A 17,311-nucleotide genomic window follows, 5' to 3' on the forward strand; every position below is an offset into this window, starting at 1 on the left:
GCATGCAGGTTTCGCCGCAGACATCTTGAACGCCAAGGCATTCGAACGCAAGGGGCCGATCAGCCGCTACCGACCCGGCGCCCACGCCACGCTATGCCTTGGAAAGTTGGTGGGGGCAGTAGAACTTCGCGGAAATCAGGGCGAAGTTCGATGCCATCTCCATGTCCATGCCCGGGTTATGGCTTTTCACGTCGTGGACCAGCTCCAGGCCCGACTCGCCGTTGTTCAAACACGAGCACACCGCTCTGCCGGCAGCGACGGCCGAACCAGCGTTGGCAAAGCTGAAGCCCGATTGCTGGAGCGCCGCGATGAAGCCTCCGTCGTCGCCGTCGGGGTCACGCGCCGGATCGGCGTAGGCCGGTGCGGCGAGGCCGATCATCGCGGAAACACCGAGTAGCGCCAGTAGTCGTTTCATCACTGATTACCCTTCCGTTGCGAACTCACACCGATTCGCCTTGTCTGTCAACCGAACTGGGCATCTGCGGGCAATACTTTTGACTTGTCGCCCTTCTTCAGATGCACCGCGTGGATGCCGGGTTTCTTGGCCAGTTGCTCGAGGAGCGTGTCAAGGTTCTCTTGGTCGACGTTGTGGTGCTGCACGGCTTCGGGCTTCTCCGAGATCTGCGCGACAAGACGTTTCAGCTGTTCCGGTGACTGTTTGTCCTTGAGGTCCTTGATCGGAGTCATCCGGCTACGCATGCCGGCACGCATCACGGTGGGTCCACCGGAGCCCAGCGCGCTGCCCAGCATCCCGGCCAGTCCCATCGAACTGAACAGACTCCCCGCGCCCAGCGCTGCCGCCGACACGACCTCGGTTCCGGCGTCCGAGAGGGCGGCGGCGACGGTCCTGATGGATGGGGTGGCGGTGGCCCAGCTCGGCGGGATCGACAGCTTGCCGACCAGCGTGCCGGCGTTTCCCATGCCGGCGATCGGGCTGATCGCGCTGTACAAGGTGCCGCGTCCAAAACCCAACGCCCCCAACCCGGCACCCAGTGCGTCTTTCGGCAACGCCCCATAAGCGACGGGTGGCGCGAACTTGAGCCACTGCGACAACGGGAAGTTGATCAACAACCCCATGTCGTTGAACTGCGTGGTCAGTCCCAGCGGCACCTTCACGGCGTTGTACATGCTGGTGTAGAAGCTGGCCCCGCCAGGGACGGTGTTGAACAGATTCGTCATGAATGTTTGGTAGATGTAGGCCAAGTTCGCCGGGACGGAGAAGGGCCCGCTGTAGGGCAAGGTGCTCGACGCCGAACTCACCGCGGCTGCTTGCATCGGTTCGGCGGCTTCATTGGTGGTCTTGGGCGCAGGGCTGAATTCCGTCAGATTGTTGGATGCGGTCGCCGACGAGGCGAAGTACGTGTCCATCGCGGTGGCGTCCTGGGCCCAAAACTCGCTGTATTCAGCCTCATTCGCGGCGATCGCCGACGCGTTCTGTCCGAACAGGTTGGTGGCCACCAGCTGCGCGAGCAGGGCCCGGTTCTCCGCGATGACCGCGGGCGGCACATGCGCGGCGAATGCCGTCTCGTAGGCGGCGGCCGCCTCGGTGGCCTGGGTCGCGGATTGTGCGGCCTGCGCGGCGGTTTGCTGCATCCAGGCCACATACGGGGCGGCCGCGCTCGCCATGGCAATCGACGAAGGACCCACCCAGGGCCCGGCCGTGAGGCTCGAGAGCACCGACGAGTACGACGTTGCGGTGGACTGTAATTCGGTGGCCAGGTTCTGCCAGGACGTCGCCGCGGCCACCAACGATCCGGCTCCTGGGCCGCTGTACATCCGGCCCGAGTTGAATTCCGGCGGAAAAGCTCCGTAAAACATCTCGCGTACCCCTTACCTGGCTGTCCGGGTCGACAGAGCTTGACTGCCATGCGATTTGGTCATCGCGGTCACTCCTCGATGCACGGGATCACGATGATGGTGGCCGCGGCCGGATCGGCTTCGGCGGCAACGCCGCCCAGCGAACCCGCCATCGAGGCGGCACCGCCGACCGGCCGGGTTGCGGCGGCTGCGACAGCGCGTCCGGCCAGGCTGGACAGGGCCATCTGGTTGAAGACGCCCTCCTCACCGGCTATCGCGGCAGGCACCGCCGCCATGTTGGTCGGGAACACCTGGGAGAGCGTTCTGATCGCGGGGGCGGCCTCCGTCCAGCCCTGCGGCACCGACAGGCCGCCCACCAGAGCGGCCTTGCCCATCGACCCCGAAGCCTGCCCGGCCCCGACCGCGGAGCTGAGCATCGGCTTGACGGCGTTGGCGCCACTATTCAGCGGAGCCAATGCCCCGGCGATGGCTTTCGGCCCAGCCAAATAGGCCGCCGCGCCCTGCCCGTTCTGGCCCCAGGCGTACGCCTGGCCAAAGGACAGGAACGGACCGCCGGGGATGGTGGCCCACGACTGCGGCGAGTAGACCCCGGTCATCACCGACCAGAACTCGTTCCAGTTTGTGATGAAACTCGGAGTGGTCAGCTCCGTCGTCGTGGTGCCCGCCGAGCCGGCGGTGCTGACGGCCTGTGCCGCCGGCTGCATCGTGGTGCTCAATTGGGACAGGTGGCTGACGGTGTTCGCGCTCGACTGCCCGGTGCTCTGGGCGACGGCGGCCGCTTGAGTCGGACCGGCCGAGTCGTTGGTGGTCTGAGGCGGCTCGGCGAACGGGGTCAGCGCAGCGGCGCTGGCCGACGACACCGTATACGCGTACATCGCGGCGGCATCCTGCGCCCACACCTCCATGTAGTGGGCTTCGGTGGCGGCGATCGCCGGGGTGTTCTGGCCGAGGACATTGGTGGCGATCAGGGTCGCGAGCAGCGAGCGGTTGGTGGCGATCACCGGAGGTGGAACCGTCGCCGCGAACGCGGCCTCGTAGGCGCCGGCCGCGAGTTTGGCCTGGGCGCCCGCCTGCTCGGCTTGCGCGCCGGTGGCGCGCATCCACGCCACATATGGAGCCGCCGCGGCCGCCATGGCGATGGACGAGGGGCCCGTCCACGGGCCCGTTGCAAGGGTCTCGATCGTCGAGTTGTATGACGCCGCAGCGCTTTGCAGCTCCGCGGCCAATTCGTCCCACGCCGCCGCCGCGGCCAACAGTGGCCCCGATCCCGCTCCGACGTATATCCGCCCCGAGTTGTATTCCGGCGGATAAGCCCCGAAATCCAACATCTAAAACCTCCGGTCCCTCTTCTGGCGGCCATGGTAGGCACGCTTTTGCGACCCCGGCATCGACGCAGTCGCAGCTCTAAGGGAATTCATCAAATTCGCTACCGGATACATGTGAAATTTCCATGTACTGCAGACAACAAAGCCATCCTGTTCCTAGCTCCGAATCGGCACCGAAATGGTGTGCGAACCACTAGTCAAGCAACGCTGGCGATAGTGGCCATCTTTTATTTCAGATGGCATTCCCGCTAGGTAAACACTTGTATAAAATATGTGCCCTCGTCACGGTGGACGCTGCGAGAACGACGCGTAACAGTGGTCTAGCGGTGGCATAGATCACCTGGTTGAGAGAGTTTTCCCAGCGCTTAAATGATGCAGCCGTGAATCCGTTGGCATAGCGGATTACGGTTCGGCATTCGGTTTCTTCACCGATCTATAAACTGCTCAGAGGCTCTCTTCATCGGGCATTAGCGCGAATTCTGATAACCTCCTACATCGTTCAGAGCCAGTAATGCGCATAAACCATGACTTGTCGAAGCAGCGGCCGAATATGTCGGCAGTACCACTGCCGGGCGTCATCACTGCCGCGCGTCGGTGCGCTAAGCGCATTTCGACATTACTACGAAATACAATTAAACCCACTCGGTCCGACTGCACTGTCGGTGCGGGCCATGCCGCTGCGCACGGACTGAACCTTCTGTCCGTGGGAGTCGGCCCGCGGGTAGATGACCTGGACGTTGCGACCCGAATCGCCGAACTGACCGTTGATCGTCATATCGTTCCCCTAACATTCACCAATACAGGTAGACGCGGCCAGTCTGCTCTGGCACTGATTAGCTACTGACAATTTCCTGTGGAGCCGTAACGGCCCCTCACAATGCTGTTTGTCGCAGAGTGAGTAGTTGCGCGGACCAACCCGCGGTTGCTGTGCGACACAATAAACAAATCGGGATTACGACGACGCGACCCACGCGGCGCGGCCCCGGCGCGCGGTGTGAACCGGCGGCGGGCGAACAAGCTGTCACCCGGGGCCGGAGCCCATATAGCGGCCGTCAGCTAGCTTTGGGGGTTTGTTCCGCCATCGCTGGTCGATAGACGGGCGGGGCAGTAAACAACGGCGGCTGCCTGGACGAACTCGGCGGCTTTACCCATCGTGAACGCCGGATTGAGCTCGTGCAGATCCTTGATGATGTCGGCCTCTGAGGTGCCCGAGCTGACCAAGTCGCACACCTTTTGGGCCGCCTTGATCGCGCGGTCGGGGTTCTGATAGGTAATACCAGCCTTGTTGAGGGCAGCGAGGAACGCGCCGTCATCGGAGTCGGCGTGCGCTGGTATTGCCATCCCGACTATGGCAACGGCGCCGGCCAGAATCGATAGGAACCTCATGTTGTGAGTTCTCTATCCCTAGCCGGCGGCCGGCGGGCGACCCATGATTCGGAGACGGAACCCGTACATCGGCTCAGAGAACTCGTCCTCATGCCCACCGGGGATACCCGCCAGGGGCACACCCGGCATGCCGACTGCCCCAGCCGCTTCCATCACCATCGGGGTGGCGGAGCCGAAGCCATGGTAGGCACCCAGGCCGACCTGACTCGTCGCCGCGACTGGCGTGATCGCCGCTCCGGTGGCGCCCCAGGCCGGCGGAACGGACAGGGCCCCAACGAGGCTCGCCTGCCCTACGCCCGCCACCGCTGCCGCGCCGGGCGCGGTCACCGACGCCAGGTTCGCGGTACCCCCAAGGCCGGCGGCCAGAACTCCCAGTCCCGACGTGGTCGAGTCGACCGCGTTCAAGGACGAGATGGAGTTCATATTGACCGCCGAATCGATGAACGACGTCGGGTTCAGCAGCCCGCTGGTGGTAAAGGCATTGGAGAAGTTGGCGACCGAGGCGTTGTTGAGGAAGCTTCCCAGCAGTGACCCGTTGCTCCCATCCAGGTAGTTCATCAACCCGGCAAGCCCGGTGGTGGAGGTATTCGTATTGGGCGCGAGGCCAAGCCACTCCAGCAGGCTCCCTCCCGAGGAGGTGCTCGAGCTGGTCGAGGCGCCCTTGGCGGCGTTGACGACTGCGGCGGTCTGTAGGGCTGTTCCCCCGCTGGTGGTGTCGGATTGCGGTTGTTGGAACGGCGTCATTTCGGTTGCCGCGCGCGAGGCGGCGCTGTAGCTGGTCATCGCGGAGGCGTCTTGAGCCCACATCTGGCCATACTGGGCCTCGTTGGCCGCGATCAACCCGGTGTTCTGGCCGAAAAGGTTGCTCGCCACCAAGTTCGTCAGCTGGGTGCGGTTGGCCGCGACGACGGCCGGGGGCACGGTCGCGGCAAACGCGGCCTCGTAGGCGGCTGCGGCCGCATTGGCCTGTGTGCCGGCCTGCTCGGCCTGTGCGGCGGTGGTGTTGAGCCACTCGACGAAAGGTGCGACCGCAGCCCACATCTTCGTCGAGGACGGTCCGAACCAGCCTTCGCCGGTAAGCGCTGCGATCACCGATTCATAACTGGTTGCAGCGGAACGCATTTCCGTAGAAATGGCATTCCACGCGGCCGCGGCGGCCAGCATAGATTCCGAGCCCGGGCCGGAATACATTCTGGCCGAGTTGATTTCCGGCGGCAATCCCACATAAAGCGACATGACATCTTCTCCAGAGTTCTCAGCCGGCGGCCGGCGGACGTGGCATGACGACGGGTCGGAACCCGTATTTGGGGATGGCGCGGCGCAGTCGCCTGCCGGGGCCGCCCATCGGCCCCGCGACGCCTCCGGGTCCGCCTGCCGCTGGGGCGGCCCCCGTGTCAGTGAGACCGGTGACGCCGGTGGCCTGCACGGCCGTTTGACCGGAGGCGACATTGGCCGCCGACGCCCAGCTCTGCGGCACCGACATCGACCCGACCAGATGCGCGTTGCCTACCCCGGCGGATGCGCCGCCGAGGCCGGCCGACCCTACTGTGTTCGATGCCAGGTCGGCAGTCGCGACGCCTTCGGCGTCGGCGGCGAAGTCCCCTAGGCCCCCCAGTGCGGTGGCGTGCTGCGCTGCCATGACGCCTTGGAGTGATGCGATGATGAATTGCGGGTTGAACGGGCCACCGGCGAGAGCACCGTTGACCACCGCGGTGCTGAAGAAGTTGCCATTCGTGAAGGTGCCGAAGGCCGAATTGTCCGAGCCGCTCAGCAGGCCCGCCAGATACGACGACACCGACCCTGGGGACGAGGAGGTGGAACCGCTGACTGCCGACGACAGGTTCGACTGCACGACACCGGCCGGCGTTTGAGCCACCTGAGCCACTGCGTTGGTTTGGCCGGCCACACCGTCGGCGTTGGTGATCGACTGCGGCGTGGCCAACGGCGTGAATTGTGCGGCCGCACTCGATGCAGTGGCGTACCCGTTCATCGCGGCCGCGTCCTGAGCCCACATTTCGGCATATTGCGCCTCGGTGGCGGCGATTGCCGGGGTGTTTTGACCGAAAATGTTGGTAGCAACCAGTATCGCCAATTGAGCGCGATTGGCCGCGACGACCGCCGGGGGCACTGTCATCGCAAACGCCGACTCGTACGCGGTCGCGGCGGCGAAGGCCTGACCGCCGACCTCCTCGGCCTGGGCGGCGGTGCCATCCAGCCAAGCCAGATAGGGTGCCGCAGCGGCCAACATCGACATCGATGAAGGACCCAGCCAACCCGAACCGGTCAGTTCGGTCACCGTCGATCCGTAAGAGGCTGCTGCGGAACGTAACTCGGCAGCCATTGTGTTCCAGGCGGCAGCTGCGGCCAACATCGGCCCCGATCCCGGGCCGGAATACATTCTGGTCGAGTTGATTTCCGGCGGCAGCGCCGCAAAGTCCAACATGGTCCGCTTTGGGGCTCAGCGGGCCGCGACGGCGTTGGCCGCCTCGGTGGCCGCATACGATCCGGCGCTGGTCTGCAAGGTGGTCACGAAGTTTTCGTGTATCGCCGCAGCTTGGGCACTCAGCGCCTGAAATGTCTGACCGTGCCGTGCGAACTGCGCCGCGGTCAGCAGTGACACCTCGTCGGCGGCGGCGGGGACCACTCCCGTCATCGGGACGGCCGTGGCCGAGTTCTGGGCGGTCAGGGTCGAACCAATCTCTTGCAGCCGACCGGCGGCAATGGCCAGCGATTCCGGCTGTGCGGTAACAAAGTTCATCACAAATCTCCCCACGAAGAGGTCGGCCTGCCAGAGATTCTGGCCAGCCGCGGGCGCGCGCCTACGCCACACGTCAGCGGGCGCGCGTGCTACGAAAATCGGCTAACTACAAGCCAATTCAGGAAAATACGATGCCGAGGTCGGATCGACGCGAAATGGTCAACGATCTGACATACGGACTGTCATTGAGACTAATTCGCTCTCACCTCCTCAAGGCCAGGGCACGCGGGGGTGCCACACGTTGCACAACGGGGAGGAACAACCAGGCGAAACAGCCGGTTGCGGCACCCCTCTCGTCAGAGCTTCGGCACTACACGGCGTATCCGGCCAACCAAAGCCGGAAGCCACTTGGGCTCAACCCTTAATCCGGGAGGAGCTGTCCTGACCCTGGGCGTCTTTCGACGTTCGAGGTCAGTGGCCTGTGTCCGTGCAGACGCCTCACCTAGCGAGGTGCTTGCATTGGCAATGGTGGCACTCGACCTGCGCTGAGTCAAGCTGACGTACAACGCATTCCCAGCGGTTCACCCCGCCGTCACCTGCAGTGCACCCGCGCGGGCCCCGGCGGGGAGGGCACGCGGACCCGGCAACGACGGTTTAGTCCGCCTTTTTCTCGGCGACCGCCGCGCTGAGGCCCTCGGCGAGATCCTCCTGGGTCAGTTCCTTGAAACGCAGCAGTTGCCGCTCGCTGAACTCGGTCACGTCGCTGGACAGCACCGCATCCAGGTCCTCGTCGTCCAGACGGAAACTGCGGTGATCGCGGGCCTTCTCCACCACGTTGCGCACGAAACCGGCGTTGCCGAGCGTATCGATCCCGCGAATGAGATCGCCTTCCTCCGAATAACTTTCGTCGAGATAGAACCTCGTGTACGACGGCAACAGCGCCTGCGCCGATTCGTCGGTAATGACGTCTTCGTTCTCCTGGCCCATCAACCGGGTCAGCGCCACCAGCTCGTCCGGGGTGTAGCTGAAGAATTCGATGACGGTCGAAAAGCGCCGCCGCAGACCCTGATTCACTTCGAGCATCTTGTCCATGGCCTTGGCGTAGCCGGCGCCGAAAACCACCAGCTCGTCGCGATGATTCTCCATGTACAACAGCAACGTATTGATGATCGCGTTGCCGTAGGGGTCGCCCTGCTGGTAGCCCTTCTCGTGCAGCGTGTGCATCTCATCGAAGAAGACCGCGCCGCCCAGGGCACCCTCCAGGAGCTCCTCGGTGTTCTTCTCCGCATCGGCCATGTAACGGCCCAGCAGCTTGGTGCGGCTGGTTTCCACCACCACGGGCTTGCGCAGCACGGTCAACCCGCACAGCTGCTTGCTGAAAGCCCTTGCCACGGAGGTCTTTCCGGTACCGGGCGGGCCGAGCAACAATGTGTGGCGCGACGTGACCGGCACCGGCAGTCCCATCTTGGCGCGCGCCAGGTTCACCTTGGTGGTCGACTTGATGAGCTTGATCTCACGCTTGGCGCGCTCCATGCCGAGCATGGCGTTGAGCTCGGCGTCGCCTTCGGCCAGGTACTTCGCCGCCTCTTCGGCGTGGCGGGCGGCCTCCGCCTCGGCCCGGCTCGGCGCACTGTCCGGATCCCACGGGTCGGTCCGGGCCTCGATCGTCTCCGGATCGGTCAGGATCAGGCGGAAGTTCGGGTTGTCCAGCGCTTCGCGGGCCGGCGTGAACTTCGGATCCCGCGAGTACACCCGGCGCAGCAGCTCGACGGCCTCGTCCTCGCGGCCCAGGTGCCGCAAGCACATGCCCTGGGTGTACAGGGCGATGTTGGCCGCGCCCGGCACCCGGTCGCCCTCGATGGCGTCCTGGCCCCGGCGCAACGCCTCCTCGAACACACCCAGTGAGGCAAGCGCCGTGGTGGCCATCGCCGCGCCGGCGGCCTTCAGTTCGGGCTGCCGCCAGGTCTTCCCCTCGGCGAACTGATTCAGCACATCGGGCCACCGAGCCGTGCGGAAATAGAGTACGCCGCGCACGTAGCTGACCAGTTCCTCATCGACCGGCTGACGGGGTTCGACGCCGTCGATCAGTTTCGCGGCTTCCTCGTAGCGCTTGGCTTCGGCGAGGACCGCGGCGTACGCACACGCCAACGTCTCCACGGTGGTGACGGCCAGCCGCAGGAACAACCCGTCGGAAACCTCGGGCCGGAACTGCAACTCGGTCACTCCGAGGCGGCGGGTCTCCCAACCGAACGTCCGGATCGAGGACCACGCACCGGACAGCACGTCGATGCTCTGCTCCCCCGCCAGGATCCGCGCCAGCCAGGCGTCGCACATTCCGGGGTCCAGGTTGGTCGCGGTGGTGAACATCTGCGACGCAACCTGCGGATTGTGGCTGGGCTGCAGCCCGTTGACCGAGACGCCCGAGGCCAGCAGGCCCGCGACCATCGCGTTACGGGCACTTTCAGCGGTTGAGTGCGACCTCGTCATTGCGCCACAGGTACGCCCGCCGAGCTCCCTCGCAGCTGGTCGACGGATAGCGCGAGGTCGTCATCGTCGGCGCGCAATGGACGGCTCGGCACGACCAGCAGTGGGCGCGCCGTCGGGGCGGGCAGGCTGGCTCGCACCGCGGCCAGCTGGCGTCCGGTGAGGCGGTTGAGGCCCGACGAGACGTTTCTGCGCAACCGCTTTTCGCTGTGGTACCGCACCCAGGCCGATACCTGCGGTCGGCCGCCGCGCGAGGTGAGCCGGACGGTCAGCACCGTTGCGACGGTCTCGTCCTCCCACAGCTCGTCCAGCTTGTCGGTGGTGATGTCGGACGGCGACAACCACAGGCTGGTGACGAACCCGTTGAAGTGCTTGAGGCGGCGCCAGCCGGGACGGCTCCAGGTCGGTTCCAGATCGGCCAGGACCGCACGGTCGACCTCGGCCAGTTCCGCCGCGGTCAGCGGCCGGGCCGCACAGGTCAGCCCGTCGAGATCCTGGGCGAGCCGTTCGGTGGCGGCCACCAAGGTCGACGCCAGCGAATCACGGGCCGCGACGGCGGCGACGTTGCGCTGCGGGTTCATCCGTAACACCAGCCAGGTGCGGCGAATGTACGTGGTGGGCTCGTCGTTGGCCACCTCCCACTCTTCGGGGCCCCAGTCGTCCAGCTTGGACAACTCGGCGGCGTTGCCGCCACGGCGGACCTTCACCGACACGATGTCGACGTGATCGAGGTGCACATCGAACTGGCGCAGGCCCGAAGCGACGGCCGACACCAGCAGGGTGGGCGCCGCGTGCCGGTGACGAAGGCGCGAAGCCGAGTCGTCGTCACCGCCGCTGATGGCGATCACCGTGACCAGCTGGCCGTCGTGCTGCCGCACGCCGACCTTGTCGTGCCCGTACTTGCGCTGGTAGTCGAGGGCCTGGGTGCAGCCCGCGGCGAGCGCGGAGCCCGGATCGGCGGACCAATCCCACAGCCACGTGGCCAGCCCCGACGTGACGGTGAGGCCGTGGTAGGTCACCAGCGACAGCAGCGTCACCAGCAGGGCCAGGGCGACTCCGACCCAGAACGCGATGCGATACGTGCCCTGCCAGGACTCGGGGCAGTGGCTGGCCACCACCATGATCAGGACGTCGACCAAAAACACGGTGGTCAGCCGCGGCCACGACAAAGACAACCCAAACCTGCGCTGACGCTTCATGAAAGCTGCTCCGCCCCTATTGCTCTTTCCGCGATCGCTTCATCAGCATCGCCGTACCGAAGACTCCGCCGCCGATGAGTAGGGCCCCGAGCAAGCCGCCGGCGGCCACCCACACTGGCACCATATCGCGGTGCGGCACGGGTTTCGGAATGTTCAGCGGTGCCGACAGTTGCTGCGGCGGTTTCACCGGACCGTCGGGTACATCCCAGGTCAGTGCCGCCACCGGGTCGACGACGCCGTGACCGACCTGGTTGTCCACGCCGCGCGCCGGCGCACGGGCGGTCCGGGTCAACCGGTTGATGACCTGATAGGCCGACAGCTGTGGGAACTTCGCCCGCACTAGTGCCGCAACGCCGGACACGATCGCCGCCGAGAAGCTGGTACCGGACGGAACCAGCAGCGTGTTGTCGGGTCCGTCGATCGCGTTGATCAGGCCGTCGTCCCGGGGCGACAGCCCGATGACGTCGGTTCCGGGTGCGGCGATCCCGACCCATGGCCCGGCCACGCTCGTCGACGCCTGGCCCTGATTGCCCTGGCTCAGCGGGCGGCCTTCGGTGTCGACCGCGCCGACCGTCAGGACGTAGTCGCTGAACCAGGACGGCGTCACGACCGTGGTGACGGCGTTCCAATTGCGAGGATCGTTGGGCTGCAACGGATCATGGGGCGGGTTCTGCTTGCAGTCCTTCTTGCTGGTGTCGCCGGCGGCGGCCACGATGACGGCGTTCTTGTCGACCGCCGCGTAACGCACCGCCGCGCCCAGCGAACGCTGGTCGATGATGTTGCGCGCACTCATGCAGGTCACATCGGAGATGTTGATGACCTGAGCACCCATGTTGGCGGCGTGCACGATCGCCCGCGCCATCGTCTGCACGTTGTCGATCTTGGCCGACGTCTGCGGATCCTCGTCACCGGTGTAGGCGTCCTTGAGGCCGAAGGCCTGGCTGGACTGCCGGATCGCGATGATGTCGACATCCGGGGCCACCCCGCTGAACGCGTCCGGACCGGCCGTCGGCGGCGGGGGCGGGTCGAGCGGGCGCGGGCCGCGCAGGTTGTCGACGTTGGCCACGTGCCCGCCACCGGCGTAGCCGGGGATGGTCACCGTGCCGCCGCCGTGGCTAAACGCCGGGGCTTGCCCATTGGGCGGCTGCCCGCCCTGCGGTGGTCCCGGTGGCGGGCCGGCGGGCGGCGGGGCCGCCGGTGCCGGGGGTGGTGCTCCGAAGGGACCCGGGGGCGGCGGCTGCTCCTGCGGCGTCGGCGGGACCATCGTGACGGTCTGAGGCAACGGTGACAGGGTCACCGTCTGCGGCGGTGGCGCTTTCGGCGGTGGCTCGGTGGTGGGGATGGTGACCGGCTTGCGGGGTGCCGCCGGCGGCACCCCGGCGCCGTTGGCCGGCGCCGCGCCGATCATCGACGCCACGATGGTGCCGTGCGCGTCGCAGTCGGACAGGCCGTCCCCGGACATGATGTAGTCACCGCCGGGAATCAGGTGCGGAAACCTGGGGTGCGGCGTCACCCCAGTGTCGATGACGGCCACCTTCACGCCGGCACCCCGACCGAACTGCCATGCCTCCTGCAGATTCAGCATGTCCATGTACTTGGGCTGCAGCCGGAAATCCGTCCCGGGCAGCACACCGACTTCGGTGCAGTACGAGTTCTGCTTCATCGGAGCCCCCGGTCCCGGCGTACCGTCCGGCGGGACCGCACCGGCGTCGATCGTCGGGGGCGAAATCGCGTACGCGGGCGGCAAGCCGGCTAAGCCGCCCGACGCGAGAAGCGTGGCGGCGATGGTCGCGGCGGACGCGCGACCACGCCACCCCTTGCCGTTAGCGATAGCGGATTGCTGCATAGACATTCATCAACCACAATGCCAGCGGGAAAATTGGCATCAGGCAGAGGTATTCAATCCACTCCACGAATTTGCGGAATAGCGGACTGTAGACAGTGTTTGGCACGACGGCCGCTGATGTCAGTCCCGCCGCGGGCAGCAGAACCAGGATCGCCGCGCTGATCGAGACCGCGAGGGGCGACTGCAGCACCAGCGCGTAGCGCAGCACCACCGCACCGACGATCAGCACCGCCGTCCCGGCCAGGGTGATCGCCTGCCAGCGGTCGACGTAGGAGCGGCCGCGCAGCATCAGGAATCCCGCGCTGAAGCCGGCCAGCAGGAGAGGCAGCCAGCGCTGTCCGGTGTGTGGATCCGACAGCGCGGTCAGGGAGACGATCATCAGCACGCCGAGACCGATCAGCAAACCCGACAGGAAGGAGCGGGCACGTTCGGCCTGGGTCAGCACGTCGCGGACCGAGGCGGGCCCCTCCAGGACCGGCGGGCCACCGTCGGAGCGCACCACCGTGGTGGGCAGGTCGGGCCGGGCCTCGAACACCCACCGGCTGGTCGCCGACGGGAAGACGGGCAGCCGAATGCCGGCCAGCCGCCGCGAGATCGCCGGCGCGCTCTGGTAGATCATGACGGACACCAGCACTACGCAGGTGAACAGCGTGACGGCGCTCGTCATCGCGACCATGCGCGCGAGCGCGGCCACCGACGCGATCAGGCTGACGGTGACGATGGCGGTGTAGATCGCCAGTCGGCGTCCGGTGAACCGGAGGGCGAGGATCGCCGCGATGGTGAGGACCCCGAAACCCAGTACCGCGTGCGGCGATCCGACGCCGCCGGGCGGTGCCGACGCCGCCGCGATCGTCAACGGCGCGAGGGTGCTCAACAGCATGGTGTCGGCGACGCGCCGTTCCTGCTGCGTGTGGGCCCGCATCAACAACAGAAGCGAAACACCCAGCGCCACGGCGCCGATCACGCCCGCGTACACGGTCGGAAGCCACGAGTTGTGGTGCCACCGCCACCAGCCGAGCAGGCCGGCCGCGGTCGTCACGCCGACGGCCACCATCGACGCACCGACCTGCACCGCGATGACGGGGTCGATGGCGGCGAAGCGCTTGCTGAGGTCCGCCGCGACGGCGGTGGAGATGTGCTCGATGACCTGCGAGCGGCGCTCGGTGTCCGGGATGAACCGGATCCACAACCGGTCGCCGTCGTAGACATCCTGCTCGCTCAGCGATTGGGTGGCCCGCAGCGGCGAACCATCCACCAGGCACAGCGCCCAGCGACCCCGGCCCGAGGCCTCCAGCGGCGTCTCACCGAGCTCGCGCAGTCTGCTGTTGACCACCTTCAGCAACGGTTCGGTCATCACCGAGACGGGGGCGTTGGCGTCCAGCAGGACGCCGATCTGGACACCCGCGCCGGCCATCACGCCGACGACGACTGCCTGAGGCTGCGAGATTCCCTCTACGTCAGGCTGTGGTACTTCAACTACCGCAGTCATCGCCCTGTACTCCCTATTGTGATCAAGGTGTGAGCCCGTGCCGCCAGTCGCGCGCGGGCGTGCGCTGGTGTACTCGTCGAGGTGCTGCGGCCCCCCGCAAAGTGCATTCCGACTAATTGGAATTCCATCTGCCTCGCCTTGCGATTAAGAGTTGTCGTTGACACCGGTTTGAGATTTGCTGATGTCTTGAGAGAAGTATGCCGTGCTCGCAGCTCAACCGCATGTTGAGTGCAAAGACATTGGTAAACTCTGCGTTTCGCGCGAATGTCAGACCCTGCTGTGTGTTTTCCACTCGCCATAGGGAAGTGTGTCCAGCACCGTTTTGACGCCCACCTGCACGAGCTGCGGGGTGGCGGGACAGATGGCCAGCCACGCCTCCCCCGAACCCGCGGTGCGGGCCTGCTGGTAAAGCGCGATGCGACCGCCGGAGCCGTCCTTGAGTGACAGCACCGACGCGCTCGGGCCCTTGGCGTCGTCCTGGTACTGGCGGGCATACACCGCGACCTCGGCGGCCGGGTCGGACAGCGCCTGACCCAGCGCGGCCACCGTCGCGGCGCTGATGCCCATCCGGCGCAGGTCTCCACCGGAAAACACGTTGAAGCCCGACTCCTGCCAGGACTTCGTCGCTTCCAGCATCTCCTCCAGCGGCACGTTGACGGCGTTGATCGCCGCGGGCTCGGCGTGGTGGATGGACTCAAGCGCGTCGATCACCAGGGAAGCGATCGAGGCACTGTCCGCGACGGCGACGTCGTCGACGGTGATCTCGCCGCCAACCCGGACCGCCGACACCCAGTGCTGGCCGCGCCGGGCCAGGACCACCCGGAACTCGTTGTCGGGGATGTCGCGCGAGCCCGGGGGCTGATTCTCGTCATCGAGGACGCCGTAGGCCAGCTTGCCTCGGGACAACAGGGCGACAACTTCGAGGTCGGGGGCGGCGAGCACTTTCATCCGCGCAGCCACATGCTCGTTCACCTGGTCATTCTCGACTATGCCTTGCTCGCGCATCACCGCCATTCCGGGATGCTCGTTGAGCCAGTCGCTCGAGTCGGTAGACACATATGGCCGGCAGCGCAGCTCCGGCGCGACGTGTCGGATGTCCAGCAACGCCTGGAGCATCCAGAAGCCGTCGACGTTGACAGTGATGTCGGTGCGGGTGCTCTGTTGGTCCATCAAATCCCCACTTGGTCCCTAGTTACCTCAAGCCAAACTGCACGGTAACCGCAGGACGCGGCAGCACACCGACGGGTGGTGTGCTGCCGCGCCTGAAGTTGCGGGTTAGGCCCAGGAGGACCCAACGGCGCTGTCGGTGCTGGCCATGTTGCTGCCCGCGGACTGGACCTTCTGCCCGTGGGAGTTGGCCTGCTCGTAGATGACCTGGAAGTTGCGACCCAACTGGGTGATGAACTCCTGGCACGCCACCGAACCCGCACCGCCCCAGAAGTCGCCGGCAGCAAGCACATCGCGAACGATGGCCTGGTGCTCGGCCTCCAAGTTGGCTGCCTGGGCGCGAATCAGCGCACCGTGGGCGTCTACATCGCCGAACTGGTAGTTAATGCTCATAACGGTGTCTCCTAATGTATTGGGATTTTACGCAGCAGCGGTTGCTGGCGCTAGCTGCCGAGGATCTGCTGCGAGGCCTGCTCTTGCTGCTCGTAGTTGTTCGCGTCGCGAATCAGTCCGTCGCGCACTCCGTGAAGCATGTTGACGATATTGCGGAAGGCCTGGTTGACCTGACCCATGGTGTCGTACGAGGTGGCCTGGGCCTGACCGCTCCAGCCCGAGCCGGCGATGTTCATCGACGACGACCACATCTTGCGAGCCTCGTCCTCAACGGTCTGGGCGTGCACCTCGAAGCGGCCCGCCATCGCCCGCATCTCGTGCGGGTCGGTCATAAAACGTGTTGCCATGTCGGCTGTTCTCCTTGCTACGTGGTTACTAGGTGATGTGGTGAAGACGGTGGCCGGATCGTTTACGCATTACGCAACCGCCGAGCCGAATGAATAGAAATGACCCCCCCTTCCCGTCAGCCGGCGGCCACCGGGCGCTGTCACGGTGAGACGGACGTCGAACCCGAACCGCGGCGTTTGAGTTGACGGAGTGCGTGTTCGATTTCGGGACGTTGCAAGAAGAGCCCAATGCTGCGGCCCCCATATCGTCCCCCGCGGGACGGTTGCGTTGGAACCCACTTCGGTGACGATCTGTCCGAGCGCCCGAACCGTCAGTCCGATCAGCCGGCGGCGGCTGCGTTGGCTGCCTCGGTGGCAGCGTACGAACCGGAGCTGGTGGACAGGGTGTTCACGAACGCCTCGTGGATGGCGGCAGCCTGGGCGCTCACCGCTTGGTACATCTGCGCGTGCGCGGCGAACTGAGCCGCGGTCAGGGCCGACACCTCGTCGGCAGCGGCGGGTACCACCCCCGTAGTCGGGGCTGCAGCGGCTGCGTTCTGGGCGCTCAAGGTCGACCCGATAGCCTGCAGATTCCCGGCCGCCGCGGCCAAAGCCTCCGGCTGTGTGGTCACGAACGACATATTGTTCCCTCCTAGTTGGATCCCGACCCTGCGAGACTAGATGACTGCGGTCCCCTAGGTCGTTGTGGAAGCCCCGTGTTTGCAATTGTTCATTTAGCGGTACGGCGAATTCACTTTTGGTAACTACACAGTAACAGCGCCTGACCTCGACTGCCGCCCCTTATAGCACCGTCATTGCAATCGCTGCCAGCCACCTCTCGAAAAAGTTGCTGGTCGCCGTCGGCTGGGATGCTGTAGCGGCATCGCCCGCCATGAAAAACCGAGTGCCGACGAACTCGTCGACTACTACTCCGGTGGCCTGCCGTGCGGACCTCCTTTCACATTTCAGCTGCTGGATCGTCCCGGCGTCTGCCAGAGACATATCCCGGAATCGACGGGAAAACTCGAGGCGCATCACGCCGCGAACACCGACCACTGCGGTGGTCATCACCGGTGTCGACACCTACGGGGCACCGCGCTCAGCCGGCGAAGGGTGGTCGGGCCATGACGGTGGGCCGGAAGCCGTACTTGGGCCCGGCGACTCCGTGGCCGGCCGCACT

General features: G+C 65.8%; 17 protein-coding genes and 1 riboswitch. All 17 genes read right to left on the minus strand.

Annotated features, from left to right (window positions below):
- Positions 1–91: 91 nt before the first annotated feature.
- On the minus strand, positions 92–418 hold the full coding sequence (locus B8W69_RS10235; RefSeq protein ID WP_085289706.1) for a DUF732 domain-containing protein: 327 nt from the start codon (positions 416–418) through the stop codon (positions 92–94).
- Between the two features lie 44 nt (positions 419–462).
- Positions 463–1,818, minus strand: coding sequence for a PPE family protein (locus tag B8W69_RS10240; RefSeq protein ID WP_085289707.1), 1,356 nt, complete (start codon positions 1,816–1,818; stop codon positions 463–465).
- 68 nt (positions 1,819–1,886) lie between these two features.
- On the minus strand, positions 1,887–3,146 hold the full coding sequence (locus tag B8W69_RS10245) for a PPE family protein (RefSeq protein WP_085289708.1): 1,260 nt from the start codon (positions 3,144–3,146) through the stop codon (positions 1,887–1,889).
- Positions 3,147–4,199: 1,053 nt separating this feature from the next.
- Positions 4,200–4,529, minus strand: coding sequence for a DUF732 domain-containing protein (locus B8W69_RS10250; protein WP_085289709.1), 330 nt, complete (start codon positions 4,527–4,529; stop codon positions 4,200–4,202).
- An 18-nt stretch (positions 4,530–4,547) separates the two neighbouring features.
- Positions 4,548–5,765 (minus strand): PPE family protein, encoded by a 1,218-nt coding sequence (locus B8W69_RS10255; protein ID WP_085289710.1) that lies wholly within the window; start codon positions 5,763–5,765, stop codon positions 4,548–4,550.
- Positions 5,766–5,784: 19 nt separating this feature from the next.
- Positions 5,785–6,972, minus strand: a complete 1,188-nt coding sequence (locus B8W69_RS10260; protein WP_085289711.1) for a PPE family protein — start codon at positions 6,970–6,972, stop codon at positions 5,785–5,787.
- Between the two features lie 15 nt (positions 6,973–6,987).
- Complete coding sequence (locus B8W69_RS10265; RefSeq protein WP_085289712.1) at positions 6,988–7,287, minus strand: PE family protein; 300 nt, start codon at positions 7,285–7,287, stop codon at positions 6,988–6,990.
- A 281-nt stretch (positions 7,288–7,568) separates the two neighbouring features.
- Positions 7,569–7,744: riboswitch (M-box (ykoK) riboswitch) on the minus strand.
- A gap of 137 nt (positions 7,745–7,881) precedes the next feature.
- Positions 7,882–9,714, minus strand: a complete 1,833-nt coding sequence (gene eccA5 / locus B8W69_RS10270) for a type VII secretion system ESX-5 AAA family ATPase EccA5 (RefSeq protein ID WP_085289713.1) — start codon at positions 9,712–9,714, stop codon at positions 7,882–7,884.
- Positions 9,711–10,910 (minus strand): type VII secretion protein EccE, encoded by a 1,200-nt coding sequence (gene eccE, locus B8W69_RS10275; protein ID WP_085289714.1) that lies wholly within the window; start codon positions 10,908–10,910, stop codon positions 9,711–9,713. Before eccE ends, eccA5 begins: the two co-directional genes overlap by 4 nt.
- Positions 10,911–10,926: 16 nt before the next feature.
- Entirely contained in the window at positions 10,927–12,756 is a 1,830-nt protein-coding gene (locus tag B8W69_RS10280; RefSeq protein WP_085289715.1) for a S8 family serine peptidase, read from the minus strand.
- On the minus strand, positions 12,734–14,245 hold the full coding sequence (eccD, locus tag B8W69_RS10285; protein WP_085289716.1) for a type VII secretion integral membrane protein EccD: 1,512 nt from the start codon (positions 14,243–14,245) through the stop codon (positions 12,734–12,736). Before eccD ends, B8W69_RS10280 begins: the two co-directional genes overlap by 23 nt.
- A 267-nt stretch (positions 14,246–14,512) precedes the next feature.
- Positions 14,513–15,415: an ESX secretion-associated protein EspG gene (locus B8W69_RS10290; RefSeq protein ID WP_007771416.1), complete on the minus strand. Its 903-nt coding sequence runs from the start codon at positions 15,413–15,415 to the stop codon at positions 14,513–14,515.
- A gap of 105 nt (positions 15,416–15,520) precedes the next feature.
- Positions 15,521–15,805 (minus strand): WXG100 family type VII secretion target, encoded by a 285-nt coding sequence (locus B8W69_RS10295; protein ID WP_085289717.1) that lies wholly within the window; start codon positions 15,803–15,805, stop codon positions 15,521–15,523.
- A gap of 50 nt (positions 15,806–15,855) precedes the next feature.
- A complete protein-coding gene (locus B8W69_RS10300) occupies positions 15,856–16,152 on the minus strand; it encodes a WXG100 family type VII secretion target (protein ID WP_064881136.1) in 297 nt (98 codons plus the stop codon).
- Positions 16,153–16,472: 320 nt separating this feature from the next.
- On the minus strand, positions 16,473–16,772 hold the full coding sequence (locus tag B8W69_RS10305) for a PE family protein (protein WP_067167504.1): 300 nt from the start codon (positions 16,770–16,772) through the stop codon (positions 16,473–16,475).
- A gap of 160 nt (positions 16,773–16,932) precedes the next feature.
- A complete protein-coding gene (locus tag B8W69_RS10310) occupies positions 16,933–17,199 on the minus strand; it encodes a hypothetical protein (protein WP_133057987.1) in 267 nt (88 codons plus the stop codon).
- Between the two features lie 31 nt (positions 17,200–17,230).
- Positions 17,231–17,311, minus strand: an 81-nt coding sequence (locus B8W69_RS29840; RefSeq protein ID WP_439330601.1) for a PPE family protein, SVP subgroup, incomplete at its 5' end; no start/stop codon positions are given.

Source organism: Mycolicibacterium vulneris (assembly GCF_002104765.1).
Taxonomy (GTDB): Bacteria; Actinomycetota; Actinomycetes; order Mycobacteriales; family Mycobacteriaceae; genus Mycobacterium; species Mycobacterium vulneris.